The sequence below is a fragment of the Aquimarina aggregata genome, from assembly GCF_001632745.1.
GTDB lineage: Bacteria > Bacteroidota > Bacteroidia > Flavobacteriales > Flavobacteriaceae > Aquimarina > Aquimarina aggregata.
Window position 1 is genome coordinate 61210 of sequence record NZ_LQRT01000035.1, and the last position, 26770, is coordinate 87979.

Consider the following 26770-nt stretch of genomic DNA (forward strand, 5'->3'; position numbering starts at 1 on the left):
AAAGTAATGTATACTTTATACTAAAAATATGTTTACTAGTGAACATAACGAATTGTTATTATACACAACCGAAATGAAACAATGTCATTTAATTACTTCAACAAGTTTTTCATCCCAAAAAGGGTTTGAAGATATACTTGTTGAAATATTTGATTTAACAAAGTTGAATATTCAAGAGTTACTAATCAATAAACTAAGGAATGATTCAAATTCTGACCTTGCAAACGATATAAAAAAACAGGTTGAAAAGGGAGAATTAGTTTCAACAACTCTAATTACTGAATTAATTAGAGAAAAAATAATTGAAATTAAAAATGAGATACTTATTATTGGATACCCAAGAACAAAAGAGCAACTTGATTATTTGACAAACTTGCTTTCTGAAAACGGGTTCGAAATTATTCAATTATGGATATTGGAGTTAAGCAACATTGAAAGATTAATTGAAGGTAAAGATCAACAAGTAAGTACAGCAATGATTAAAAAATTTGACCAAACTAAATATCAAAATAAAGAAATATCTGAATTAATTGATTGTCCTGAAATTACAACAAAAATGGAATTCGAATATCCTATGGAATGGGATACGTACAAAATACGAAGTAAAATAAAAGATGTGTATAACACCATATATAGCAAATAGAACGAGTTGTGTGTAATCCAATAGTATTTGTCCATTTGCAAAGTCGCCAAATCTCTTGATTTGGTATTACAAAAGTAAAATTAAAACAAAACACAAAAGATTTAGCTTGTGGCTAAACCGAAATAATCACTTGTTTTCTATCCTATTTAACAAATATTAAACGTCATAAGCAACCCAAAAAAATATCACCAAACTCTAGGTAACATTTTCATCAATTAAAACATAAAGTAATATATAAACAAACTAGATAACAAATGAAAAAAACAATCTCCACATTGATTCTTGTTCTATTTTATTTAATCGCCTTTCCTTATCAAACAGAGTTTGTAGTTACAGAAGGAGTTGAATATGGAAATTCTGGGACTTTATCACAAGGAATAAATACTCTAAACGGTAACGGTACAATTACCATCAAAGGTGATATTAAAGTTAATGGTAATGTAACAATTCCAGAAGGAATTGAACTTAACTTTTTTCGAGGAAACAAACTTAAAATAAATGGTAATGTTACAGTAACGATTAATGGAAGTATTAATGCTGGTTCCTATCAAATATTTGATTTAGATGATAATGGGACAATTGATGATTGTTTTATTGATAATTTTGATCTTACTAAAGATGATGGAAAAGTTAACGGAAATCTCAAAAATGATTTTGTAATACCTCAATGGTTTGGTGTAGATGATACCGGAAGTCAATTTACATCTCAACTATTTCAAAAAGCTATAGAAGCATTTCCTAATGTAAGAAAATTTGTGGCCAATGGAAGATTTGTTTTAGACCGTATGTTATATCTGAATCAAAGTAATAGATACTATGATTTTAGCGGAGCAACATTTATTGGCGCTAATTCTGATTCTAGAATAATGTGCCGGGGTAATGATGATTTATGGAACATCCCATCCAACGAGTTAATAAATTATGAAATTCTTTCTGGACAAAGTAGAGATAACCTAGATGAATATCAACTTTTAAACACAAGCAGTATTAAAGGGTCTGTAGGTGGAGGAATGATTGCGATTGGAAAATATTTCACAAAAGAGGATACCTTCATCTCCCCATACTCTGTATGGGACGTTACTTTATATGGAGGTTATTACATTCCTAGATATAAAGGAGATGTTGCAATAGGTATTGGAAATGCTAAAAATATTGAGATCACAGATGTTAATATTAATTGTTATAATGGTTTACGAGGTATCGCCATTCAACCTCCTACTAATAAAGAAAGAGTAAAAGGGAATTATGCAAAACTGTTTTATTTAGATAAATGGGAGTATAAAATTGACTCCATAACGACATCAAAAATTAGTAGAACAGATCATATTATTCTAAAAAATATTATTCAACAAGGGGGGATTAATATCATAAACATTGATATAGAGCCTGGAACTAAACATTATGTCAAAAATGTAGTAATTGATAATGTAATAGGTCATGAAATCACAGGCTTAGAACACCTTACAGGGGAAAAAGGTCACTCATTTAGATTGAGCTCTCAAAATGATGGTATTAAAATAGAAAATGTCTCTTTATCTAATATCATATTAAGCTATGTTCATGGAGGGTTTCGATTTGACGGTGTAACTGGATCCATATCAAATTATCAAATAAATGCTGCTCAAAATAGTGATGAAGAATATGTAGAAGTAAATAGCTTTATAAAAAATGATCGAAAATCTTTAGAAGATGCTCTAAAAAGGATTTCTGAATTAGAAAAAAGTAACTAAGCAGACTTGGCTTATAACGGAAAAGTAAAAAACATTAAAACGATTTTTTACTTGAGACGTTGCCTATAATTAAAAAAATGAAAAAAATAGATGATATTGATAAAAAGGAGTATAAAGAAGTTGTTGAACTTTGGGAAGCTTCAGTTAGAGCAACACATCATTTTCTAAAAGAAGAAGATATTGAATATTTTAAACCACTAATATTAAACACCTATTTAGATGCTGTTGAATTAAAATGTATTCGGGGTAATGGTAAAAAAATAGTTGGTTTTCTTGGAGTTGCTGATCAAAACTTGGAAATGTTATTTATTCATCCTGATTTTAGAGGAAAAAGAATAGGAAAAACACTATTAGATTATTCAATTGACAAATTGAACGTTACGAAAGTTGACGTGAACGAACAGAATGAACAAGCTGTCGGGTTTTACAAGCATTGTGGATTTGAAGTTATAGAGCGTTCTGAATTGGACTCTTCTGGAAAACCTTACCCAACTTTACATATGAAATTAATAAAATAACTACAGCCAACACGGTTTATAAAACATAGCTAATAAGTGCTTAACCAAAAGGTTTGTGTATATTTAGGAAGGCCCCAAATTTTTGATTAGGCTTTTAAACGAGAAAAAATGAAAAGCAAAATATTTATATTTAGCTAAGTAATAAACCGAAACGTTAGTGCTTATCACTTGCTCTACGTTTCTTATACTTAACGTTAACAATAATTTGACATTGATTGTAAATTGAATAATATATCAAACAAAATAGCTTTAAATTATTGTGCTCTTAAGCAATCAACTGTTTTAGATTGGGAAACCAAGAGCACAATAATTGAATACAAAAAAGGTGACCAAATAGTAAAAGAAGGACAACAAAGGCATAAATTATTTTTTTTGATAAAAGGCTCTTTAAAGGCATATTATATTCTTAATGACAAGAAAATCACAGATTGGTTTGCTTTCGAAAATCAATTCATCACTTCAAGTTCAAGTTATCTCTCTGACGAACCAAGTCTTCATTTTATTGAAACCATAGAAGATTGTGTGGTCCTTGAAACTGAAAAATCTAATGTAGAATTACTTTGCAAAAAACATCATGATTTTGAACATTTGTTTCGTGTCGTTTTATCAAAAGTAATTGTTCAATTTAGATATAGAATTGCTTCTATTCAATTTAAAACTGTTAAACAACGATATGAAAGTTTAATAGAACAATATCCGCAGATTGAATTAACAGTACCATTAGGAGATATTGCATCTTATTTAGGAATAACACAAGAAACTCTAAGCAGAATAAGAGCATCTAACTAATAATTTGATATAGGTCAAAAAATATTTTTAAAAGTACGCTTACCTTTATACCTATAACAAGCGAATTATGAAGTTATTTAATGGCAAAATATTAATTTATACAGGAATTTCGCATTGTCTATTAGGTATATCCCCTTTTGCTTTTGGAAAACAATTTTTAACATTTTCTCAAACATACTTTTTCAAAATTAGTGATGGGCTTTTTGAATTTCCGTTGTTGAATGGAATAATGAATTATGAAAATTTTGCTTCTTTTTGGTTTGTATATTTTGGGATTTTAATTATAGTCATTGGAATTCTTATAAATTACATAGAAAAGACAAATAAAATAGTCCCTAAAAAATTCATAACTACATATCTAATTGCAGTATTAATTGGTGTTTATATGATTCCCTTTTCTGGTATGACATTTCTTATGCTGCCACACGCAATATATATGTTGTACCAAAGTAGAAACAAGAAAATTAAAGTATAAAAATGAAAAAAACAATCACATTACTCACACTAACATTAATACTTTTAAGTTGTTCAGAACGAACAAAAACCAATTCTGAAAAAACAACAATTACAAAAATTCCAATACAAGAAAAAATAACAAAAAAGTTTATTAACCAAAGTTTACCAACCATTGGAATACTAATCTTTGAAGGAGTAATAATAAATGAAGTAGTTGCTCCATTAGATGTCTTTTCTAATCCTACCATTGACAATAAGAATCTTTTTAACGTAATCACGATTGCAAAAGAAAATAAAACTTATAACAGCGCTCATGGATTAAAAATAATACCAGATTTTGTAATTGAAGATATACCTGAATTAAAAGTTTTAGTAGTACCAAGTTCATACAATCCTACCGACCAAACTTCAGACGAAAAATTAGTGAATTTTGTTAAAGAACAGAATAAATCAACCGATTATATAGCTAGCCATTGTGCAGGAGCATTTTTAATTGGTGCATCAGGAATTGCGAACAATAAAAAAATAGTCACCTATGTTACTGGTGGAAAGTCTTTAAAAGAAAATTACCCCAATTTACAAGTTGTTGATGATAATAAAATTTCTGTTATTCAAGATGGGAAATTTATTTCATCGAATGGTAGCTTAGTAAGTTATATCGCCTCGTTTGATTTGTTAGAAAAACTAACAAGTACAGAACATAGAAAATTTGTTGAAACATCAATACTATTTGATAGAATAAAAAAATAAATTTATGACCGAAAATATAGCTATAATTGGTGGAGGAATTGGAGGTTTAGTTACAGCATTGTCCTTGGATAAATTAAATATTCCATATACATTATACGAAAGAGCTGCTTCGTTGGAAGCAGTTGGAGCAGGAATATGGCTATCACCAAATGCTTTACAAGTTTTACAATGGATTAATCCTACCCTACTACAGGAAATTCAAAATGCTGGAAATACTCTTAATAGAATTTTGGTAGCAGATCATAAATTTAACCCAATATCGGATTCCAATCAAGATTTTGTACAAGGAAAATTTGGTTTTACTACAATGGCTATACATAGGGGAGAGCTACAGGAAATTTTATATAAATATGTACAACAAGAAAATATTGAATTGGGTAAAGAATTCAAAGAATACGCACAGGATAGCGAAAAATCTATAAGGTTATATTTTATAGATGGTTCTCATGTAAATACAAATGCAATAATTGGTGCAGACGGGATTAAGTCCAAAATAAGGAAACAACTATTTCCTAATAGTAAATTAAGATATTCGGGACAAACTTGCTGGAGAGGTATTTCTAACTATGATTTAGATCCTCTACTAGAGTCCGTAGGTTTTACCTTATGGGGTGAAAAATTGCAATTTGGTGTGTCTAAAATTTCAAATGGAAAAGTATATTGGTTTGCTGTAAAAATGAGTCAACCTAACCTAACCGATGATGAAAAAGACCGTAAAGTTATGTTAACGAACATGTTCTCAGAATACCCTCCTCTTGTAACTTATCTTATTAAAAACACACCAAACGAGAAAATTTTCAGAGATGATCTTTCTGATTTAGAACTACTAAATAAATGGAACCTGGGAAATATCTGCCTAATTGGAGATGCTGCACATAGTATGACTCCAGATTTAGGGCAAGGTGGCGCTCAAGCAATTGAAGACGCATTTTACTTATCAAACTTCATCAAAAAAACTAAAAAATTAGATACAGCATTCGATAAATTTTATAATTATAGAAAGGCGAAAGTTGAAAAACTAGTAAAACAATCAAGACTCACATCAAAAATCTCAATAACAAACAGATTCTTGGAAATCATTCGAAATTTTATTCTTAAAAAAACACCTCAATCTTATATAAAAAAACAGATGTTAGAATTGTATAAACTGGACAAAACTATTGCCAACAATATATAAGAAAATATAGGACTTTTGAGTTTAATAGGAAGGTCTGTATTTATTTGCCAAGTCACCAACTATAAAATTTGACGTTAATGAGAAAAAAGATAAAAGCAAAATTATTTATATTTGACTTAATACCAATCCGAAATGTATAGCTTATCCCCGCCCTACCTTTATTATACTAATCATTAAACAATATTAAAATAAAGATATGGGAATTTTTGATTTTCTAAATTCTAAACCTTCAGTTGAAAAACTCACTAAAAAACTTGTAAACTTTGTATACGACAGTGTTCAAACTGAAAAAGGTGTCCGAGTTGAAGATGCTCTTTGCGTAATGTCGACAATTTTGGCTGAAAGATGTATCAAAATTGCCGGTGAATTTTCGATCTATAAACACAATTTTGAACCTGGTTCAGCCATATTTTCTGAAAAAATTAATGAAATTCTTGTTGGATCTGTAGCAGTAGAAAATTGGAATGAATTACCAGAAGACGCTATTTTTTCAAAGATTAAAAGAAAAATAGATTCTCATTTTAGTAAAAAACCTTTCCCAGCGTTGACAAAAATTTTTGAAGGATTTGCAAAAAATATAGGAGAGTCAGAATGGGGAAACATTAGCTTAAGCGTACCTAATGAAAATAAACCTTCTATATTGCCATTACAAGCTGGATATGAAACAAGAAAGTATGTTGATGACACTATTAATCTCGAAAGTGACGAAAAAACCTTACGCATAGTAATAAATGCTATTTGTCGTGTACTAATTGATACCAAAATGGCTTTAGACTCATCTATTGCTTTGACTTTAGTATTCGAAATAATAAATGGAATGTCTAAAACCGCTACAATGACTGATGAAAAAATGAAAGAATTACAAGCAGAAATAGAAAAGTAAAACATTACCAAACAACACCTATGCGATAATGCGGAGTTTGGGTTAAATCGAAAAGGTATTGCTTATTTTCTGCCCTACGTTTCTTATACCAAACGTTGTGCTTTATTAACAAAAAGATTAAGAATAATTAATTTCTGAAAAAATAAAATATGGCAACAATCAATACTTATTTAAGCTTTATGGGTAACACCGAAGAAGCATTTAATTTTTACAAATCAGTATTTGGTGTCGATTTCGTTGGTGGAATAAGACGCTTTGGAGATATGCCTGATAATGAATTAATGTCGGAGGAAGATAAGCAAAAAGTAATGCATGTTGGGTTACCAATAGGCCCCGGGAATTTCCTTATGGGGACAGATGCACTTGAATCCATGGGACAATCGCTAACATTTGGAAATAACTATTACATCTCTATTAGTCCAGAGAGTAAAGAAGAAGCTATTAAACTATTTAATGGGCTTTCATCAGGAGGAACGATAACATCGCCACTAGAGGATACATTTTGGGGTGGGTACTTTGGGACATTTACCGATAAGTTCGGAGTGCAATGGATGGTAAATTATCTTCAAACAATGAATTAAAAACGAAGCACAATAACAGCAATAATTCATTGCGACGGAATTTCCTACTCGGAAATTATTATCTTGAAACGATAACTCGGTTTTCTCAGAATATCCTAGCTTATGATTCCGTAATGAAACTATAACCTAACCGTTGTACACAAACAGAAAAAACTGAACTAAATTGACAACAATTTGAACTGTTTGTAAAACAATAACTAACTTACAAGCGTTATTTTTCAACAAAAAAATAAATGGTACAGGATTACAAAACCATCGATTTATTTGGCAAATTACTTTTTGAAACTATTATTCTAAAACCGCCCTATAAAAAACCAAACCTCATGCCCAATGAGGCTTGTTTCTTATATATACTAAAAGGCGAGTATGATTCTATTTCAGAAACTGAACGACTACGCATTGAAGCAGGAGAATCACTTTTAATGAAATGTGGTAACTACACCTGTAATATGCTACCCTCTGCCAGTTCAGACACATATCAAGCGCTTGCAGTTCATTTTTATCCAGATATATTATTAAAAATTTATGAGAACAAACTTCCTGATTTTCTAACACAAAAACTCCCTTTAGATATTGGGATGTCTAAACTTAATAGCGACATTTTAATTAGAAAATACATAGAAGGTATCTTGTTTTATTTTCAAACTCCTAAATTGGTTACCGAAGAAATACTCATCTTAAAACTCAAGGAAATTATCTTGTTGTTAAATCAGACCAAAAATGCACCTGCTATTAGAAACATTCTCTCTAATCTGTTTCATCCAACATCGCATTCCTTCAGAGAAATTATAAAAGCGCATTTTTATGAGAATATTTCTTTAGAAGAATTAGCCATTTTAAACAATCAGAGCCTATCTACTTTTAAAAGAGAATTTAAAAAGATATACAACGCATCTCCGGCAACTTACCTTAGAGATAAAAAACTAGAACGCTCTTTAAAACTGTTACTTTCATCTAATTTAAGAACAACAGATATCGCTTACGAATGTGGTTTTAGTAATGTATCGCATTTTTCGAAATCCTTCAAGGGCAAATATGGAATTTCGCCTACCGCTTACAAACTGAACCATTTAGACAAATCTTTGAGCTAATTATAAAACATTTACTTCTCATCGATTTTCATCTTTGCATCAGTAACAAAAAATATGTAAAGATGAAAACAGTACTTATTACAGGATCCAGTAATGGATTTGGATATTTATCCACATTAACACTCGCTAGAAAAGGTTACAACGTTTGGGCTACTATGCGTGATGTAAACGGAAAAAACAAAGCAAAAAAAGAGGAATTAGAACATATTGCAACAGAAGAACATATTGCAATTACTGTTGCCGAATTAGATGTAACTAGTGAAAAATCTACGAATGATTTATTAAAAAAAATACACTCTGAAGAGCAAAACGGGCTTGATGTATTAATAAACAATGCTGGAGTAATGTATGTTGGTATTACAGAAGCGTATAGTTTAGAACAAGCTCAAGAACAGTTTGACACAAACTTTTTTGGAGTTATCCGTACCTCTAAGGCGTTCCTTCCTCTTTTAAAAAAATCTTCAGATGGATTAATTATTAATATTTCATCATTAGCTGGACGATTGGTATTTCCTTATTTCGGAATTTATTGTGCTAGTAAATTTGCTTTAGAAGCTTATTCTGAAGCGCTTTCGTACGAATTAAGACCTCTTGGAGTAGATGTTTCAATTATAGAACCAGGTCCTTATCCATCAGGATTATTATACAGTGGCCCAAAAGAAGACGACAACCATACATTAGAAACTTATGGAGAAATGGCTTCTGTTCCAAAAACAATGCTTCAAAATTTTGATCAATTCTACAAAAGTGATGCCTCTCCAAACCCTCAGGAGATTCCAAATGCAGTTTTAAAACTAATAGAGATACAACAAGGAAAAAGACCTATTAGAAAAGCCGTAGGTATAGATTACAATACCAACGAGTTAAATAATAGAACTAATTCTATTCAAGAAAGTCTAATCAAAGATGCTTTACAAATGGAGCACCTACTCTAAATTAAAAACATGAAGTATTTAAACACAATTACAAGCATTGCTTTAGGTATACTCTCGTTTGTATCATACATTTCTAAAGCTCAAAACTCAAATATTAATACTAAACACTTAGAAAAAGTGGAAACAAAAAGTCAGGAAATAGTCAACGTAGCACTTATATATATAAAAGATGGCGAAGAAGCTAGATTTGAAGAATATAAAAAGAAAGGTGGTGCTATTTTAGAAAAATATGATGGAAAAATAGAACGCATCATTAAACCAACAATGCTAGTTAAAGGTGATTTAGAATTACCTAACGAAATCCATTTTGCGAGATATCCAAGTATTGAAGTATTTAATAAGTTCAATGAAGATCCAGAATTTATTAAGATTAGAAACGAATATGCTATTCCCGCATTGAAAGACATATCCATCTTTACAAGTAGGAATACCGATTTTAAATTTAAGAAAGAAACAGGTGATAAACGTAAAACTTATGGAGTTGCTTTTATTTACTTTAATGAAGGAGAACAATTTGCAAAGCAATTTGCAGAATATCATGATGACGTTTGTGAAATTATGCCTGAATTTGGAACACATTTCGAACGCTTCATTGCTCCTTTTCAATCAAAAGGTACTATAGAACAACCTGATGAAATTCATCGTTTTTATTTTGACTCAATAGAAGGGTTACAACAAATGGGCACTGATGAACGAATGAAAGCTTTATTCCCTAAAAGGGATGCTTCTTTAAAAAATCTGTATTTTTTTATAGGTGAAGCTAGCTTATAAATTCTTAATACAAAATTGTAATAAACTAACATGCAATACTATGCATGTATAAGTAATAACGGTTTGGGTACTAACTCAAACCGTTATTTATTAAACTTAGAGATCTCGTAAACTGAAAAGTGGCTGCAAAACCCGCAACTACTCATAACCTAAACAGTTATGTGTAATTTTAGAAACAGTTTAAAACAAGAGAAAAGAATATTTACAGAATTATATCTTTTCAATCTCTAGAATCATTTTCTTCGAATTTTCGTTTTCCGGTTGCAGCTCTAACGATTTTTGATAATTGGATAAAGCTTTTTTAAACTGTTTATCTTTATAAAACGCATCGCCCAAACCACTATAGGATTTTCCAGAAGGAAACTTATCAACCATAAGTTGATAAACGCAAATTGATTTATCAACTTGATTTTCGTTTAAAATTACTCCCCCTAAATATTCGAGTGTTTTCTCAGATTTTTGCGGTAATTCAGAGACCAAAAGTTTCAGTATTTTGATGGCATCCTCATTTTTATTTTTTTCAAACAATTTATATGACAATCGTGCCAATTCTAATTGGTTTGAAAAATTATAGTTATCAAAACTGGATTTTTTTAAAGTTTTATAATATGCTATACCCTTATCAACATTTTCGTAGGTTTTCTCGCGAATAGTGAGATAAATTGATTTTTGAGGTGCTTCAAACTCTTCATCTTTTACGATATGCATTATTGCCTGAGCTATCTCACCAATTTTCAGACTTTTGCTATTCGTCATTAAAATAATCATAGCTTTTTCTTGTATGTCATAATAAACAATTGATTCATAATTGCGAGAAGAGCCGTGATGCACATAGGTAGTTAATTCCTTATTTGTAAATGTACCATTACCTAAAGCAGATTGGCTTTCTTTTGAATAGGCTTCAAAAAGCAGATATAAAGATTCTTTTGAAATAATATGGTAAGATATTAATTGGTTTACCCATTTTGCTAAATCATCAATTGACGGACATACCCAACCAGACATTGTTAATTGCCGTTTTTCATCATTAACTCCCTCACTGTTAAACGCTCTTACAAAATCAGGGTTTTCATACTGGTGGTCAATCACAGAATTGTTCATACCTATAGGTTCTAGAATATTCTGCTTCAAAAATTGATTAAACGTTTTTCCTGTTATATTTTCTATAATACGCCTTTGAAGAAATATATTGTTATTGCTATATAAATAGCCTTTACCAGGTTCAAATTCTAATGTTTTAAGGTTTTTTAAGTCATTATAAACATCATTATCGTTATGCACATTATCCCAATCTATTGATGGCAATCCACTTGTGTATTGTAAAAGATTTTTAATAGAAATTTTATTTGACCAATCTGGAAGACCCAATTGATATTTTGATATTTTATCATCTAAATTGAGTAATCCTTTTTCTTTTAACATCATAATTCCTATCGCATTAAATTCTTTTGAGATAGAACCAATATTAAACATAGAGTTTTTACTAAGTGTTTTCGTTTTACTTGCATCTGTGAAACCTCTTTCGGCTCTGTAAATAACTTTCTCGTCTTTGATTACTAAAGCATTCCCATTAAATATTCCTCGCTTTTGACAAATATCTAATATTGAATCTATTTGAAATTGATGCTTATTTTGAGCACTTAGTTGAAAAGTAAAACTTAAAAGAATTAGAGAAAAAATTAAAGTATATTTATACATAATTGATTTGATTGATTGTTTACGTATAGATTATACTTTCTGTAATTTGTTACAAAATATTAGAAATTAATTACAAATACTTAACTAACTACACATAGCACCATATATAAAAAACAATAGGATTTATTCTTAAAACAAAGGCCGGACATTTTTGGAAAGTCGTAAAATTTTAAAAAAACTGGTTTGTGTTCCAACAAGCGATTATCAACCTGATAACAAGGCTTGTTTTAAACTTTATTCTAAAGAACCCGAAAATAGCATTCTTAAAGTGAACAAAATAAGCAACTATCTAAACAAAAAATAACAGAAAATGGTGAAACTAAGATTGGTATCCAATTTTGACAATATTCTTAGATCGAAGATTTACTTTTTCTTGAAAAAATCAATCTGGAAGTATTTAGTGGCAACTCTAGTTCTTGGGTTCTTAAAGCCTATAAATGAATTAAACCCAATACTATCCGGATTAATATATTTTACCGGAATCAATTTGATACTTTGGCCTTTACAATACATAAGTACAAAAACCTATGCTAAGACAATAAATTTTGACGCAATGGTAGAATTTAGTGAAACTGAAATCAAAATTAATCATACTAATCAAGACTTGATAGAAATTAAAGATTGGAATTGGATTAAAAAGATTGAATTAAATAAAAAAAGAGTGTGGTTAACATTAAATCAAGCAAAACCATTTGTAGTTTCTATACCAAGATCAAAGTTGAATAATTCAAGTATCCAATTATTTGAAAGAATGAAAAAACATAAAGAATGATCATTAACAATAGCTATGGCGCATACTTCCTCTGGTCATGATGCTTAAATAAAAACTTGTTTGACACTGAAAAGTTAACACAGATAAACATAATACCTACTATCGTATATTAGGAATAATTGACAAATCGTAAGGAATAATTGTCATTTCTCAAGATCGCTTCCTACCTGATATTTGCAATATATCCTTTAAACAGAAAAAGATGGAAATGAATAGTATAGATTGGATTGGTTTTATTGGAGTTTTTCAAATTCTATTAGCATATATACTTAATGTAATTGGAAAAATTAAAAGCACTGATTTAACGTTTATCTTACTAAACTTGATGGGTGCAGGCATGGCTTGTTTTGCATCAGTACTTATGGGATATATCCCATTTATAATACTTGAAGGAGTATGGACTGTTGTAACATTAATTACGCTTATAAAATATAAAAGAAACTAATAAAAAAGACTCCAAATCTAAACGATATTGAATACATTTTTTAGACGATCAAAGATACTGGCAAAAGAGATAAAAGAATCTCTTTTTTAAAATTCAAAGACAGGTTTGGGCGTACTATTTTTAACAGAATTGGCCAAAAAAATATTGGCTACACTCGCTGATTATTTTTTTGCCATTTTTTGGTTTATAAAAAAGATAACCATCAAATCTATACATAGATCATGTGTCATTATTTTCTTAAACTAAGACAGTGTTGATTTTTTGGTTTTACCATGCAAATCATTTTGACGTATCACATTTTGAGTTAAATTAGCACTTAACAAAAAGATATACATTCGTATTTGACCGAAGTTTCTTAAACTTTTGTTGACAAGGTTAGTATATATTCACTCTTATATAGCATTCTAAAAAAGAATGAGATAAATTATTTTATATGAAAAATCCAGGTATAATAATTTTAATATGTTTTAATATTTCTATTAATCTATTTTCACAAAATCCTATCATCAAACATATCTATACCGCAGATCCAACAGCTCGTGTTTATAATGGAAAATTATATATATATCCTTCTCAAGATATCGCATGGAACAAGGAATGGGAAAAATTAGGAGCAGAAAAAGAAACTAATGGTCATGTTATGACTGATTACCATGCTTTTTCTACAACCGATATGATTAATTATACCGATCATGGTGTTATTGTTGCTCAAAAAGATGTGCCTTGGGGTAATAAAGTTGGATATGGGATGTGGGCTCCATGTATAACATATAAAAATGGAACATACTATTATTATTTTCCTAATAAGCCCGCCGACAAAAGTGGTTTTAGACAGATAGGGTTGGCTACAGCAACAAATCCAGAAGGCCCCTTCTCTATAGAACCAAATTATATACAGGGATTAAAAGGTATTGATCCAAATCCATTTATAGATGATGATGGGCAGGCCTATATGTATTGGGGAGGCGGAAAAGGGAATTCTTTAAAAGGAGTAAAACTTTCGGATGATATGAAATCTGTTAATGGTCAAGCAATTTTAATTAAAGACTTACCTCAGGAGTACAAAGAAGGTCCCTTTGTATTTAAACGAAATGACATATATTACTTAACATTTCCGCATAATAGAGACACCAAAAACAGTACAGAAGAAATTGGATATGCAATTAGTAAAAACCCTTTAGGTCCTTTTGAATATAAAGGAACAATCATGGATCGTTTTGAAGATTGTTGGACAAATCATCAATCTATAGTCCAATATAAAAAACAATGGTATATGTTCTACCATCATAACAATATTTCAAAAGTAGGAAACTTAAGGTCAGTATGTGTAGATAGCTTGTTTTTTAATAAAGATGGAACTATACAAAAGGTTATACCTACTTTACGCGGAGTTGGAGTTCATCAAGCAACAGATACTATTCATATGGATAGGTATTCAAAAATTTATAACGCTGAAATAGATTTCATAAAAGGTGTTGGCATTCCTGAATGGAAAGTAACCAATACAAAACCCGAAAGTTGGGTGCAATACAATTCTGTAAACTTTACTACAAAAACTAAATACGTTAAACTACAATTACTAAGTTCTTCAAAAAAAGCAAGTATTGAGATTAGAGAAAACTCCCCTACAGGTAAAATTATTGCAACAGCTAAAGTTTTTAATACAAATGGAAAATGGAAAACTATAAATGCCAAAATGAACTATCAACCCATTGGTAAAAAAAATATTGTATGTCTTTTTAAATCAGAAAATGAAAATGAAATTGAATTAGATTGGATATTTTTTTCAAAGTTCAATTAATTTAAAAATCTTACTAATTGATAGTCAAATCATATAAATTTTATAGAAAATTAACATCACTAAATGATCTGTAAAGTTATATAACTTATGCCGTTTATCGTCACTAGCATCTCGTAAATGAATCAATCAACGATGCTAATATTTATCTTAAATTTAAGTAAAAAGAAATACAGAAAAGCTAAACACTTAACTCTTTCTCACAAAAAACATCCTTTAAACCTATTTGATCCTTATTTATTCTAGAATATACACATAGAACATATTCTTTAGTCCCTTAAAGTTCCTGTAATACTGGTCACTTATCTATTAATTCTTTTAGTGTATCTTTTTGACTCTCTCACAACTCTTTTAGCAAAAACTATAATCTATCTTAAAACCTGACCTTCAATTTCTTGAAGTTATAAGATGTTTACCATAGAATCACAATTGACCTTTATTTTATAGGAACAGGTACAATTATTTATCACGGTATTAAATACTGGATAAAAATACCCTAAATAGATCATACAATACGAATACTAATTTAACTACTACGAATACTCGTTGGTTGACGCAATCAATTTTGTTTATAATAATTTAACTTCTTAACTCTCAACTATTAATTCTCTCAATTAAAACTAAACTAATAACAAAATGAAATCACATTTTTCAACTTTTAAAAAAAAAGTCTATCTCTGTATAGGGTTTATTTTTTTCTCCCTTACTCTAACATTACAGGCCCAAACGTTATCCGTTACCAACCTTGTTAAAAACAATGCTGTTTTACAGCGAAATACAAAAGCAAATATCTGGGGAAAAGGAAAACCAGGTAATACCGTTACAATCAAATTGGGTAATGACAACAATGTAACAACAAAAATAAAAAATAATGGTACTTGGAGTGTCAAGATTCCTACCGGTAATGCTGGCGGTCCTTATAAATTAAGCATTAAAGACGCTACAAAATCGTATAATTTTTCAGGTATTTTATTAGGTGAGGTCTGGTTATGTTCTGGTCAATCTAATATGGATATGCCTATGAAAGGTTGGGATAATCAACCTATAAATAATGGCCCTACCGAAATTGCTAATGCCAAATTTCCCGACATAAGACTATTTAAGGTGCCTTTAAAACCTTCTTATAACAGAGAAACCTCACTTGGCGGTAATTGGACAGTATGTAATCCTAATAGCGTTAAAAACTTTTCGGCGGTAGCTTATTTTTTTGCAAAAGAAATACATCAAAAATTAAAAGTACCCGTAGGTGTTATTGTAGCATCTAGAGGCAACTCAAAAGGAGAAGCGTGGACCACAGCAAAGTCATTAACTTCTGTTAGAGGATTCGAAAATGTTATTGCTGATTTAGATGTAGCAAGACAAACACCAGATAAAGGAAAATATAGAATCGTTAATATTAATGGAGGTTTTATTGTTCCAGAAGCTTTATATAACGGAATGATTCATCCTGTTACCCCTTACACAATTAAAGGCGTAAACTGGTATCAGGGAGAAAGTAATACAGGCGATCCAGATCAATACAAAGGGATCTTAAAGAATCTTATTTCAGCCTGGAGATCAGAGTTTGATAACCAAGATTTACCATTTTATGTTGCTCAGATAGCTCCGTATGATTATAAAAACAAAAAATCTCAAGAATTAAGAGAAGCACAATTTTTAGCCCAAAATATATCTAACACGGGCATGGTTTCTTTATTAGATGTAGGTGAGATTAATGGGATACACCCTGCAAAAAAACAAAAAGTAGGACAACGATTAGCATATTGGGCACTAGCCAAACAATATGGTAAGAACATTGTTTTCTCTGGTCCAACATTTCGTTCTGCAACTTTTAACAACGGAAAAGGGATACTTAAATTTGACTATGCCGACGGTTTAAAATTAACTAATGATGATAATTTTGAAATCGCAGGATCTAATGGAAATTTTGTAAAAGCAACTGCCGTAGTAAAAAATGGAGCTATAGAAGTTTCGGCAAGTAATGTTTCAAATCCAACCCAAGCAAGATATGGATGGTCTAATTTTGTTAAAGGATCTTTATTTAATGGGGCTAACATACCTTCTTCATCTTTTAGAACAGGAAATGCTGTAAATCCGCCAACAGATAATACAAGACCTGCGGCAAATATTGCTAATGGCATTTATTATATACAAGATCCATCAGGAAATGTAAAGATTAATAGTCCTAGTGGAAGAACTATTGATAAAGCAAATGTTACCAGTAATAGCGTTAAGTGGCAATTCACTAAAGTTGGAAATTATTATACTATAAAAAATCAAAGAAACAATGAATTTTTAGAGGTCCCTTATGAGGCTTGTAATGCCAATGATAAACCGCAAAATCCAAATATTAATTTAGGAACTTGGACTTCCGCTAATAGTAATCATCAACGATGGAATATAACTAAAGTAGGAGATAATTATTTTTTACAACCATTACATTGCGAAAAAGTGGTAGACAGAAATAATAGCAAGGCTTTACATTTATGGCCATATCAAGCTAGTAACGGTCAACAAACCTGGAGAATTGTTAGTGCTTCAGGCACACCCCCTATTTCTACCCCTGGTGATGTATATATAGACGGTGAAAATGCCTCTATTCGTCAATCAGATGGTTATATAAATGACGAAGGTCGAACCTTAAGATGGCAAAATCAAGGTGATGGACAAAACTTACCAAAAATAGACTCAAGCATTAAAAGAGCTGGCTCGAATAGTGTAGCTATGCAAATTAATGGTGCTTCTACAGGTAGCACTAGCCAACGTTCAGAGTATTGTTTAAATGCCTGCTGGCAAACTAGTGAGCCTTCTGTAAAAGCTGGCGATACTTGGTATACTGGTCTTAGTTTTCAATTAGATGCTAAGACATGGGCTGATCCTACTTCTTGGTTTGTTATTCAACAAACACAACAAAAAAAGTCACCTGGGCAAAAAAACAATAACCCATTTGTATCCTTAGAGATCAAAAAAGGGAATAAACTAGATGTTAGAGTAGCCTCAGGAAAAAATGGTGATAGCAATATAAAATTCACCCATAAAGAAATAATTACTCTTAAAAAAGGAGTTTGGTATGATGCAATAGTTGGTTTTAAATTTAGCCCTAATAGTAACAATGGTTTTTTGGCTGTTTGGATAAAAACTGCTAATCAAACAACCTACAAAAGGTATGGTCTAGATAATATTAAAGTTGGTTATACCGATGCACCTCAACAAGTAAGTCAAAACAAAACCGGAATTTACAGAGGAAGAGTAGGCGGTACAAATAAAATGTATTTTGACGAGGTAAGGTTTTCTACTAATCTAGAAGGTGCAAAAATACCAACAAACACTACTCCACCATCAAATGACTGTAAAGTCCCATATAAAGGCAATAATTTTACTGTAAGTAATCAAACTAAAACATGGTCTTCTGGAGTAATTAATATGTCCTGTGCTTCTAAAGCAGATATATACTTAGATATTCAAGGTACTGGTGACATGGAAGTTGCTGACTACCTTAATGTTTTCTATAAAGTTAATGGGGGTAATGAACAATCTATTTCGCAAAACACCGATAGTTTTACCAAAAAAACAGTTACTAAAAAAGGTATTACAGGAAACACTGTTGAAATAATCGTTAAAGGAAAAACAAGCGCAACTGGTGAAGTATATTCGGTATCAAATATTAGAATTGACGATGGAGGAAATCCAGATCCTAATCCACCAACAAATGACACAAGACCTACAGCAAATATTGCAAATGGTATTTATTATATACAAGATCCATCAGGAAATGTAAAGATTAATAGTCCTAGTGGAAGAACTATTGATAAAGCAAATGTTACCAGTAATAGCGCTAAGTGGCAATTCACTAAAGTTGGAAATTATTATACTATAAAAAATCAAAGAAACAATGAATTTTTAGAGGTCCCTTACGAGGCTTGTAATGCCAACGATAAGCCCCAAAATCCGAACATTAATTTGGGAACTTTTACTTCTGCTAATAGCAATCATCAACGATGGAATATTACTAAAGTAGGTGATAATTATTTTTTGCAACCATTACATTGCGAAAAGGTAGTTGATAGAAATAATAGTAAAGCTATACATTTATGGCCTTATCAAGCTGGTAACGGCCAGCAAACCTGGAGAATCGTTAGTACGACAGTGACACCACCAACTGTTGCTTCTGGTGATGTATATATAGATGGCGAAGATGCCTCTATTCGTCAATCAGATGGTTATTTAAATGACGAAGGTCGAAGCTTAAGATGGCAAAATCAAGGCGATGGACAAAACCTGCCAAAAATATCTAATGTTAGTAGAGCAGGATCTAAAAGTGTAGAAATGAAGATTAGTGGTATTAATACCACTAATGGCGTTCAACGTAGTGAATACTGCTTAAACTCATGTTATTCAACAGCAGAACCAGCCTTAAATCCTGGAGATACTCATTATACTGGTTTCAGTATTAAACTAGCAGCAGACACATGGGATGATCCTGCTTCATGGTTCGTTCTTCAGCAAGCACAGCAAGCTCAGTCTTCTGGTCAAAAAGGCAATTATCCATTTGTAGCTTTCGAAATTAAAAGTGGCAATATGCTTCATTTAGCCTCTCGCTCAGGTAAAAACGGAAATACACAACGTAATCCAGCCCCATCGGTTTCAGGTAAAGATCTTGTTGCTATTAAAAAAGGAATATGGTACGATATTATAATTGGTTGGGAATATAGTCCTAACGCTGCAACTGGTTGGATAGCTTGTTGGATTAAAACTGCAGACCAATCTAAGTACACAAAATATAGTATTAACAATATTAAACATGGTTATTATGGCGCTCCACAACGAATGGAGCAAAATAAAATTGGAATGTACAGACAAGCCGGATCAGGTAACAATAAAATATTTATCGATGAGGTCAGACATTCTACCAACCTAGAAGGAGCAAAAATACCAACAAACACTACACCACCATCAAGTGATTGTAAAGTTCCATATAAAGGCAATAATTTTACGGTTAGTAATGAAACTAAAACATGGTCTTCTGGAATAATTGATATGTCCTGTGTTTCTAAGGCAAATATATCGCTAGATATTCAAGGTACAGGTGATATGGAAGTTGCTGATTACCTAAATGTTTTCTATAAAGTTGATGGAGGTACCGAACAATCTATTTCTAAAAACACCGATAGTTTTACCAAAAAAACGGTTACTAAAAAAGGAATTACAGGAAACACTGTTGAAATAATCGTTAGAGGAAAAACAAGCGCAACTGGTGAAGTATATTCGATATCAAATATTAGAATTGATGATGGTAGAAATACGAATCCGTCAACAAATGATCCAAGAATTGCTGCAAATATTGCAAATGGTGTTTATTATATACAGGATCCATCAGGAAATGTGAGTATTAATAGCCCTAGTGGAAGAACGATAAATAAAGAAAATAGTACCGGTAATAGTGCCAAATGGGTATTTACTAAAGTTGGGGAGTATTATACTATAAAAAACCAGAGAAATAATGAGTATTTAGAAGTTCCCTATGAAGCTTGTAATGCCAACGATAAGCCACAGAATCCAAATGTTAATTTAGGCACTTGGACTTCGGCGGGCAATACCCATCAACAATGGAATATTACTAAAATAGGAGATAATTATTTTTTACAACCATTACATTGTGAAAAGGTAGTTGACAGGAATAATAGCAAGGCGATACATTTGTGGCCTTATGAAATTGGCAATAGTCAACAAAATTGGAAAATTGTTAGTGAAAACAATAAGGGTTTAACGTCTAAAAAAATTCAAATAAACTCGAATCCAGTTTCTAATGGGGTAATCAACTTAACCCATGCAAAAGGATTTTTGTATACGATTAAGAATATTTCAGGGCAATCTGTTCAGTCAGGTACTATAGATAATGATACAATTGATGCATCGATCTTAAGTGCTGGAATTTATATTATCCAATTCTATACTAATGGAATTACCCAAATTAAGAAGGTAATTATCATGTAATTTATCTCAATGTAAAACGTGTTAATGACTTCTTCTAAGTGATCACTTAGAAGAAGTCATTAACACGTTTTTTTTATAATCTTACAACTAAAGTATTATATAAATAGTTACCGGCAAAAGTCTTTTTTTTACAACAGATAATAAATCACTATATACAATTCTTTATATATACTCATCGCAGGTCAAAGTATAGATCAAAAGGTTCTAGTATATTTGTTATTGTACCATCCTTATTAAAAAAAAGCAACCAATACTTCGAAAAAGAGACAGATAGTATAACTTAGTGATAATTCTAAAACCTGGACAGAAACCTTGAATGGAAAAAATTCCTGTACGACATATTAAAGAACCTTATTCGGCACAAAGTTTTAATATTGTAGAACTAAAAAACTTAATTTCTGAGAATGATTTGGTTCAAGAACTTCACAGGCACAATTTTTTCTTTGCTTTATTTTTAGAAAGCGGAAATGGTGAACATAGTATTGATTTCACATCATATCCCGTCAGTGATCATTCGATTTTCTTTATGAGACCCGGACAAGTACACCAACTTACTCTTAAAAAAGGAACCACCGGTTACCTTATACAATTTAATCGGGATTTTTATGCCCCAAAAGAAGAGCCAACAAACTTTGTACTCCGCAAAGTAAGTCATAAAAATTACTGTCCTCTAAATTCAAAAAAATTCAAAAAACTACTTTCTATTTTGTCTTTTATCTATGAAGAGTACTCTCTAAAACAAGAACGATATGAAGACGTAATCAAAGCAAATTTAGAAATTCTTTTCATTGAGATTATAAGGCAAAGCCAAAATCCGAAAACAATTTCAAACCATAACCAATATTCTCAAGAGCGATTAGAGCAGCTTTTAGAGTTATTACAAAACAACATTTCATCTCACAAGCAAGTGTTAGAGTATGCTACAATGATGAATCTTTCTTCTTTTCAACTCAATAAAATAACCAAAGAAACTGTTGATAAAACCTGCTCGCAAATCATTAACGAACATATTTTACTTGAAGCAAAAAGAAATCTTTTAGGAACATCTCATCGAATAAATCAAATTGCCTACGAATTAGGTTATGAAGACACTTCATACTTTATCCGGTTTTTCAAAAAACACGCCGGAGTTTCGCCTGAAACTTTTAGAAAAAACTTCAAATAAGTCCTGTACGACTTGATTTTTGTCCTATCTATTATCCTGAAAACCGAAATAATTTTGTCTCACACTTAAAAAAGTAAAGACAACTATGAAAATAATCATTGTAGGTGCATCTGGTACTATGGGGCAATATCTAACAACTATTTTAGAAAAGGAAAATCACAAAATAATTAAAGCTAACCGCTCGTCAGGTGATATTCAAGTAGACATTACATCGCCCGAATCTATAGAAAAAATGTTTAAACAAGCTGGAAAATTTGATGCATTGATTTCTACTGCTGGACCTACTTTTGTTGGGCCTTGGAAAAATCTAAGTGATCAAACTTTTAGGACAGGAATTCAAGGCAAAATGATGGGGCAAATTAATCTTGTGCTTATTGGTCAGCAATACATCTTACCCAAAGGCTCTTTCACATTAATAACAGGAGCTCTAACTCACGAACCGCAACGGTATTTTGCCAATGCTTCCGCAGTTAACGGAGCGGTAGAAGGTTTTGTACGTGCAGCTGCTATTGAATTAGAAAATGGAATTCGCATCAATGCAGTTAGTCCAACAGTAATCGAGGATTCACCACAGTATTTTTCTCATTTCCCTGGTGAAATCCCGACCACAATGAAACAGTTAGAATTTGGATTTCGTAAAAGTCTATTCGGAACAGTAACTGGACAGATTATAATACCATAAGAGACAATTATGAAAACCAGAATTATTAACGCTGTCAAAATTTGGATTGTAATTTATCCCTCGATCACCTTATTTTATCTAGTATTGGGAAAATACTTAGCAGACATTCCATTGTATTTTAGAACCTTAATCTTAACCTTAATTTTAGTACCATGGATGATGTTTATCGGTTTACCGTTTCTAAATATGATATTAAAGAAATTTCAAAAAGATGAAAAACTTTAACAGACGTACATTCATCAAACAAAGTGGGATTTTAACGACAGCTTTCGTTTTACCATTAAGATCAAAAGAACTTTTAAAGACTAAATACATGATAGATATAAAACATTTTGACGTAATAATAATTGGTGGAAGCTATTCTGGTCTTGCTGCAGCAATGGCGTTAGGCAGAGCACTAAGAAATGTACTTGTAATTGATAGCCAAAAACCATGTAATCAACAAACTCCTTTTTCACATAATTTTTTAACTCAAGACGGAAAAACGCCACAAGAAATAGCAACGCTTGGCAAACAACAAGTAGCTAAATATGATACTGTTCATTTCTTAAACGATATGGCTACCACAGGAAATAAAATCGAAAACGGTTTTGAAATTCAAACTTCATCCGGAGATAAGGTTTCTGCTACTAAATTGATTTTTGCAACAGGGATCAAAGACATTATGCCAAAAATCAATGGTTTTAAAGAGTGCTGGGGTATTTCAATTCTTCATTGTCCATATTGCCACGGATATGAAGTAAAAAAAGAGACAACGGGTATTTTAGGAAATGGAGAATACGGTTTCAAGTTTTCTAGACTTATTACAAATTGGACTCAAGATGTAACACTTTTTACCAATGGGAAATCCACGTTCACCAAAGAGCAAAACCAGATACTACAAAAACATCAAATCAAAATTATTGAAAAGGAAATTGAACAATTCGAACATAAAAACGGTTATCTCAAAAACATCATTTTTAATGACGGTTCAACAAAAAAAGTTAAAGCCATTTATACTAAAACCCCTTTTGAGCAACACTGCTCTATTCCAACACAATTAGGGTGTGAATTAACAGATGAAGGTTACATAAAAACCAACCATTTACAAAAAACAAGTATCCCTAATATTTATGCATGCGGCGATAACACAACTCGAATGCGAACCGTTGCAAACGCAGTATCAATGGGAACAACAGCAGGAATGATGTTGAATAAGGAATTTGTATTAGAAAGGCTTTACTACAAATAACCAACTCGCCTGGTAAGGTCATTAATGATATGAGGTATTTTATCAAGAGCAAGTGACTTATTACTCTGGAGCCAATCAATACGGGGCAATACAGTACTAGATGAAGCAACAACATCTAAATATCTTTATCCGCATTTTGATACTGGTGGTGGAAGTTATTACTATGGATATGGTTAGGAAACCAGCTATCTACCAATTTTTTAATTTCCGATTTAGCATTATCCAAAATAGAAGTCAGTTCATCCCTATTTTGGTCAACCCCAAAAGCTAAAATCTGCTCGGAAGATATTCCTATGAAATCAAAATTTTGCCTTATTGTTGATGAACCATATTCTTTCACATCATTAGAAGTTTCATAATCAAACCCACTAACAATAATTGATAATGCTTTTTTACCTTTACATAGTCCTGTAAATCCTCTTTCAGGATTAAAAGAAAATGTTTTATCACTTACTATAATAGCATCAATCCAAGCTTTAACTGTTGCAGGTAAGGTAAAATTGTAAATAGGAAAAGCCACAACAATATTATCCGCTCTTAGTATTTGATTTATATATCCATTATGGTTTGACAAAACAGAAAGTTCTGATTCTGAAAAATCTCTTTTTCCTCCGTTCCATTCCATTATTAATTTCAGGTTTTCAGTCAACAATAAATCTGGAGGTGTTTGAGATAAATCTAAATGAATTAGTTTGGTTTTTTTCTTTGCCAGCTTTACGAATTCATCAAATAAGATTTTTGTATAAGACCCTTTTCTAGGTGTGTAGTTTATTACTAATGTCGTTGTCATAATTTATGTTTTTCACAAATATAAATTCAACTCATCAATAATTTTAATTATTTTTATTTCCTTATTTATAATATATGTTATGATTAATTTAGAATGGTTAAGAACTTTTAATTCTATTTATGAATGTAAAAATATAACGGAGGCTTCAAAAAAATTAAATATGACTCAACCAGGAGTTAGTAAACATTTATCCGCTTTAGAAAACCATATTGGCAAAAAACTATTTGAAAGAACAACTAGAACATTAGCACCTACCGAATATGGAAAATTTCTATACTCACAAATCAATAATCCATTACGAGAATTAGAGAAAGTAGAATATTACTCAGGGCAACGAGCAAAGAAGCAACGTTCTGCAATAACAATTGGTTGTACCACCGACTTTTTCAAGAAAGAATTAATGCATAAAATTTATTCTTTTGATATGTATATCGTTACTCTTTTTGGTAACGAAAAAGAACTAATTGAAGCGCTTGATGCTGATAAAGTTCAATTACTTATAGGAATAAAAAAACATTTTATGTACGACCATGAATTTACATTTTTAAAGAATGAAGAGTTGGTATTAATCAGTTCAAATGACATTGAAATTCCAAAAGATTTAGAACATAATGAAAAAAATCTCATCAAATGGCTACAAAAACAAACTTGGTTCTCTTTTGATAATGAGCAAAATGATATAAAAAAGTTTTGGAAAGCTAGATTCGGTGCTAGTTCTAAAATTGTACCCAGATATATTTTACCTTCTTATATAGACATAATAGAATCTATAAAACATAATCAAGGGTTTAGTATTGTACCTAAATATTTATGTGAAAAAGAGTTGAAGAATAATACAATTAGACTACCATTCAAAAAATCAACACCCATAAATCAAAAACGATTTTATTCATATAAATTAAAAAATAGTAACTCAAAAGAAATTAATTTATTTAGAGAAAAAATGAAAATAACTAATACTAACAATGTATAAAAAAACATAGTGATTTGAGTTTTTACTCAAGTCAATATTACTTATATTTTGTACATTAATTTCTGAAAAGTAGCACATAAAAATTAGCTACTACTCATGCACGAAAATGTTGACAGTAATTAGAATGAGCTATAAAGAATACATTCCACCTAAAAATTTGAATTTAATTGTTGATTCCATTTGGATAGCAACAAATAATGGAAAAGAAATAGAGTCTAGAATCCTACCAGATGGATATGTTGACATCATTTTTGACCTTGACAAACAAATGCATTTGAATCCAGAAAATGAGATTAGAGTTTCGGGTATGATGACAAAGTTTAAAAAAGTAGTATCAAGAGAGAATTCTGAAACTTTAGGGGTTCGATTTAAAACGGGTCAGTTTAATTCTATCTCTAATATTTCGCTTTCAGAAATAAAAAACACGACTATAAATGCATCAAACTTATTTCCTAAACTTAACAATTCTTTTTTAGATGAACTTTTTGATAAAAAGAATCATTTAGAAAAAGTCCAATTAATCAATAGTTTTTTAATGACCGAAATAAATTGGTCAAGTCTTGACATAAACAAATTAGAACACTCGGTTTGTAAAACTATCCGATCTAACTATAGAGAGTTAGACTTGAGCAAAGTAGCTAAAAATCATTGTATAAGTTTGAGACAACTGGAAAGACGTTTTAAAACGATAGTTGGAGTTACCATGAAAGAATATCATTCTATAATTCGTTTTAACAAAGCCAAAGATTATATCACAAAAATGCCAAACTTGAGTTTATTAAGCGTAGCTTTTGATAATGGCTATTTCGATCATTCTCATCTTGCCAAAGAGATAAATAAAATGTCTGGACTAAATCCTTCCGAATTATAAGGTTGTCGTTTTTTTACATAGTATAAC

The 26770-nt window shown here is 30.9% G+C and carries 24 protein-coding genes; 22 read left to right on the forward strand and 2 right to left on the reverse strand.

Annotation, left to right across the window (positions count from 1 at the left end; genetic code table 11):
* Nucleotides 1-28 precede the first annotated feature (28 nt).
* From AWE51_RS18575 to AWE51_RS18630, 12 genes are all read left to right on the forward strand, one after another.
* Nucleotides 29-643, forward strand: a complete 615-nt coding sequence (locus tag AWE51_RS18575) for a nucleoside monophosphate kinase (protein ID WP_066316596.1) — start codon at nucleotides 29-31, stop codon at nucleotides 641-643.
* 254 nt (nucleotides 644-897) lie between these two features.
* The gene (locus AWE51_RS18580; RefSeq protein WP_066316599.1) at nucleotides 898-2373 is read left to right on the forward strand and encodes a hypothetical protein; all 1476 of its coding nucleotides are present in this window, start codon (nucleotides 898-900) and stop codon (nucleotides 2371-2373) included.
* Between the two features lie 77 nt (nucleotides 2374-2450).
* Nucleotides 2451-2891 (forward strand): GNAT family N-acetyltransferase, encoded by a 441-nt coding sequence (locus AWE51_RS18585; RefSeq protein WP_066316602.1) that lies wholly within the window; start codon nucleotides 2451-2453, stop codon nucleotides 2889-2891.
* Between the two features lie 222 nt (nucleotides 2892-3113).
* Nucleotides 3114-3680 carry a Crp/Fnr family transcriptional regulator gene (locus AWE51_RS18590; RefSeq protein WP_157766176.1) on the forward strand — a complete coding sequence of 189 codons (567 nt, stop codon included), beginning with the start codon at nucleotides 3114-3116 and terminating at the stop codon, nucleotides 3678-3680.
* Nucleotides 3681-3747: 67 nt separating this feature from the next.
* On the forward strand, nucleotides 3748-4155 hold the full coding sequence (locus tag AWE51_RS18595) for a DUF6463 family protein (protein WP_066316607.1): 408 nt from the start codon (nucleotides 3748-3750) through the stop codon (nucleotides 4153-4155).
* 2 nt (nucleotides 4156-4157) lie between these two features.
* Nucleotides 4158-4886: a DJ-1/PfpI family protein gene (locus tag AWE51_RS18600; RefSeq protein ID WP_066316610.1), complete on the forward strand. Its 729-nt coding sequence runs from the start codon at nucleotides 4158-4160 to the stop codon at nucleotides 4884-4886.
* Between the two features lie 4 nt (nucleotides 4887-4890).
* Complete coding sequence (locus tag AWE51_RS18605) at nucleotides 4891-6063, forward strand: FAD-dependent monooxygenase (protein ID WP_066316612.1); 1173 nt, start codon at nucleotides 4891-4893, stop codon at nucleotides 6061-6063.
* 196 nt (nucleotides 6064-6259) lie between these two features.
* The gene (locus AWE51_RS18610) at nucleotides 6260-6946 is read left to right on the forward strand and encodes a hypothetical protein (protein ID WP_066316613.1); all 687 of its coding nucleotides are present in this window, start codon (nucleotides 6260-6262) and stop codon (nucleotides 6944-6946) included.
* 149 nt (nucleotides 6947-7095) lie between these two features.
* Nucleotides 7096-7527, forward strand: a complete 432-nt coding sequence (locus tag AWE51_RS18615; protein WP_066316616.1) for a VOC family protein — start codon at nucleotides 7096-7098, stop codon at nucleotides 7525-7527.
* 233 nt (nucleotides 7528-7760) lie between these two features.
* The gene (locus tag AWE51_RS18620; protein ID WP_066316619.1) at nucleotides 7761-8618 is read left to right on the forward strand and encodes a helix-turn-helix domain-containing protein; all 858 of its coding nucleotides are present in this window, start codon (nucleotides 7761-7763) and stop codon (nucleotides 8616-8618) included.
* 62 nt (nucleotides 8619-8680) lie between these two features.
* Nucleotides 8681-9553, forward strand: a complete 873-nt coding sequence (locus AWE51_RS18625) for an SDR family oxidoreductase (RefSeq protein WP_066316625.1) — start codon at nucleotides 8681-8683, stop codon at nucleotides 9551-9553.
* Between the two features lie 9 nt (nucleotides 9554-9562).
* Nucleotides 9563-10324 carry a DUF1330 domain-containing protein gene (locus AWE51_RS18630; RefSeq protein ID WP_066316629.1) on the forward strand — a complete coding sequence of 254 codons (762 nt, stop codon included), beginning with the start codon at nucleotides 9563-9565 and terminating at the stop codon, nucleotides 10322-10324.
* A gap of 210 nt (nucleotides 10325-10534) precedes the next feature.
* On the opposite strand, the gene AWE51_RS18635 is transcribed toward AWE51_RS18630, so the two are convergent.
* Nucleotides 10535-12022, reverse strand: coding sequence for a serine hydrolase domain-containing protein (locus tag AWE51_RS18635; protein ID WP_066316632.1), 1488 nt, complete (start codon nucleotides 12020-12022; stop codon nucleotides 10535-10537).
* A gap of 310 nt (nucleotides 12023-12332) precedes the next feature.
* On the opposite strand from AWE51_RS18635, the gene AWE51_RS18640 reads away from it, so the two are divergent.
* From AWE51_RS18640 to AWE51_RS18675, 8 genes are all read left to right on the forward strand, one after another.
* Nucleotides 12333-12794 carry a hypothetical protein gene (locus AWE51_RS18640; protein ID WP_066316634.1) on the forward strand — a complete coding sequence of 154 codons (462 nt, stop codon included), beginning with the start codon at nucleotides 12333-12335 and terminating at the stop codon, nucleotides 12792-12794.
* Between the two features lie 202 nt (nucleotides 12795-12996).
* Entirely contained in the window at nucleotides 12997-13239 is a 243-nt protein-coding gene (locus AWE51_RS18645) for a CBU_0592 family membrane protein (protein WP_232517413.1), read from the forward strand.
* A 433-nt stretch (nucleotides 13240-13672) separates the two neighbouring features.
* Nucleotides 13673-15040: a family 43 glycosylhydrolase gene (locus tag AWE51_RS18650; protein ID WP_066316637.1), complete on the forward strand. Its 1368-nt coding sequence runs from the start codon at nucleotides 13673-13675 to the stop codon at nucleotides 15038-15040.
* A gap of 633 nt (nucleotides 15041-15673) precedes the next feature.
* Nucleotides 15674-21031: a heparin lyase I family protein gene (locus tag AWE51_RS18655; RefSeq protein WP_066316640.1), complete on the forward strand. Its 5358-nt coding sequence runs from the start codon at nucleotides 15674-15676 to the stop codon at nucleotides 21029-21031.
* A 316-nt stretch (nucleotides 21032-21347) separates the two neighbouring features.
* Nucleotides 21348-22196 (forward strand): AraC family transcriptional regulator, encoded by an 849-nt coding sequence (locus AWE51_RS18660; RefSeq protein WP_066316643.1) that lies wholly within the window; start codon nucleotides 21348-21350, stop codon nucleotides 22194-22196.
* 85 nt (nucleotides 22197-22281) lie between these two features.
* Nucleotides 22282-22878, forward strand: a complete 597-nt coding sequence (locus AWE51_RS18665; RefSeq protein ID WP_066316645.1) for a short chain dehydrogenase — start codon at nucleotides 22282-22284, stop codon at nucleotides 22876-22878.
* A gap of 9 nt (nucleotides 22879-22887) precedes the next feature.
* Complete coding sequence (locus AWE51_RS27040; RefSeq protein WP_066316648.1) at nucleotides 22888-23103, forward strand: hypothetical protein; 216 nt, start codon at nucleotides 22888-22890, stop codon at nucleotides 23101-23103.
* 88 nt (nucleotides 23104-23191) lie between these two features.
* Complete coding sequence (locus AWE51_RS18675) at nucleotides 23192-24109, forward strand: NAD(P)/FAD-dependent oxidoreductase (protein WP_066317781.1); 918 nt, start codon at nucleotides 23192-23194, stop codon at nucleotides 24107-24109.
* Nucleotides 24110-24224: 115 nt separating this feature from the next.
* Here the strand turns inward: AWE51_RS18675 and AWE51_RS18680 are convergent, their stop codons facing one another.
* Entirely contained in the window at nucleotides 24225-24899 is a 675-nt protein-coding gene (locus tag AWE51_RS18680) for an NAD(P)H-dependent oxidoreductase (protein ID WP_066316650.1), read from the reverse strand.
* Nucleotides 24900-24978: 79 nt separating this feature from the next.
* Here AWE51_RS18680 and AWE51_RS18685 point away from each other — a divergent pair, with 79 nt between their 5' ends.
* Nucleotides 24979-25872 carry a LysR family transcriptional regulator gene (locus AWE51_RS18685; protein ID WP_066316653.1) on the forward strand — a complete coding sequence of 298 codons (894 nt, stop codon included), beginning with the start codon at nucleotides 24979-24981 and terminating at the stop codon, nucleotides 25870-25872.
* 124 nt (nucleotides 25873-25996) lie between these two features.
* Nucleotides 25997-26743 carry a helix-turn-helix domain-containing protein gene (locus AWE51_RS18690; protein ID WP_066316655.1) on the forward strand — a complete coding sequence of 249 codons (747 nt, stop codon included), beginning with the start codon at nucleotides 25997-25999 and terminating at the stop codon, nucleotides 26741-26743.
* Nucleotides 26744-26770 lie beyond the last annotated feature (27 nt).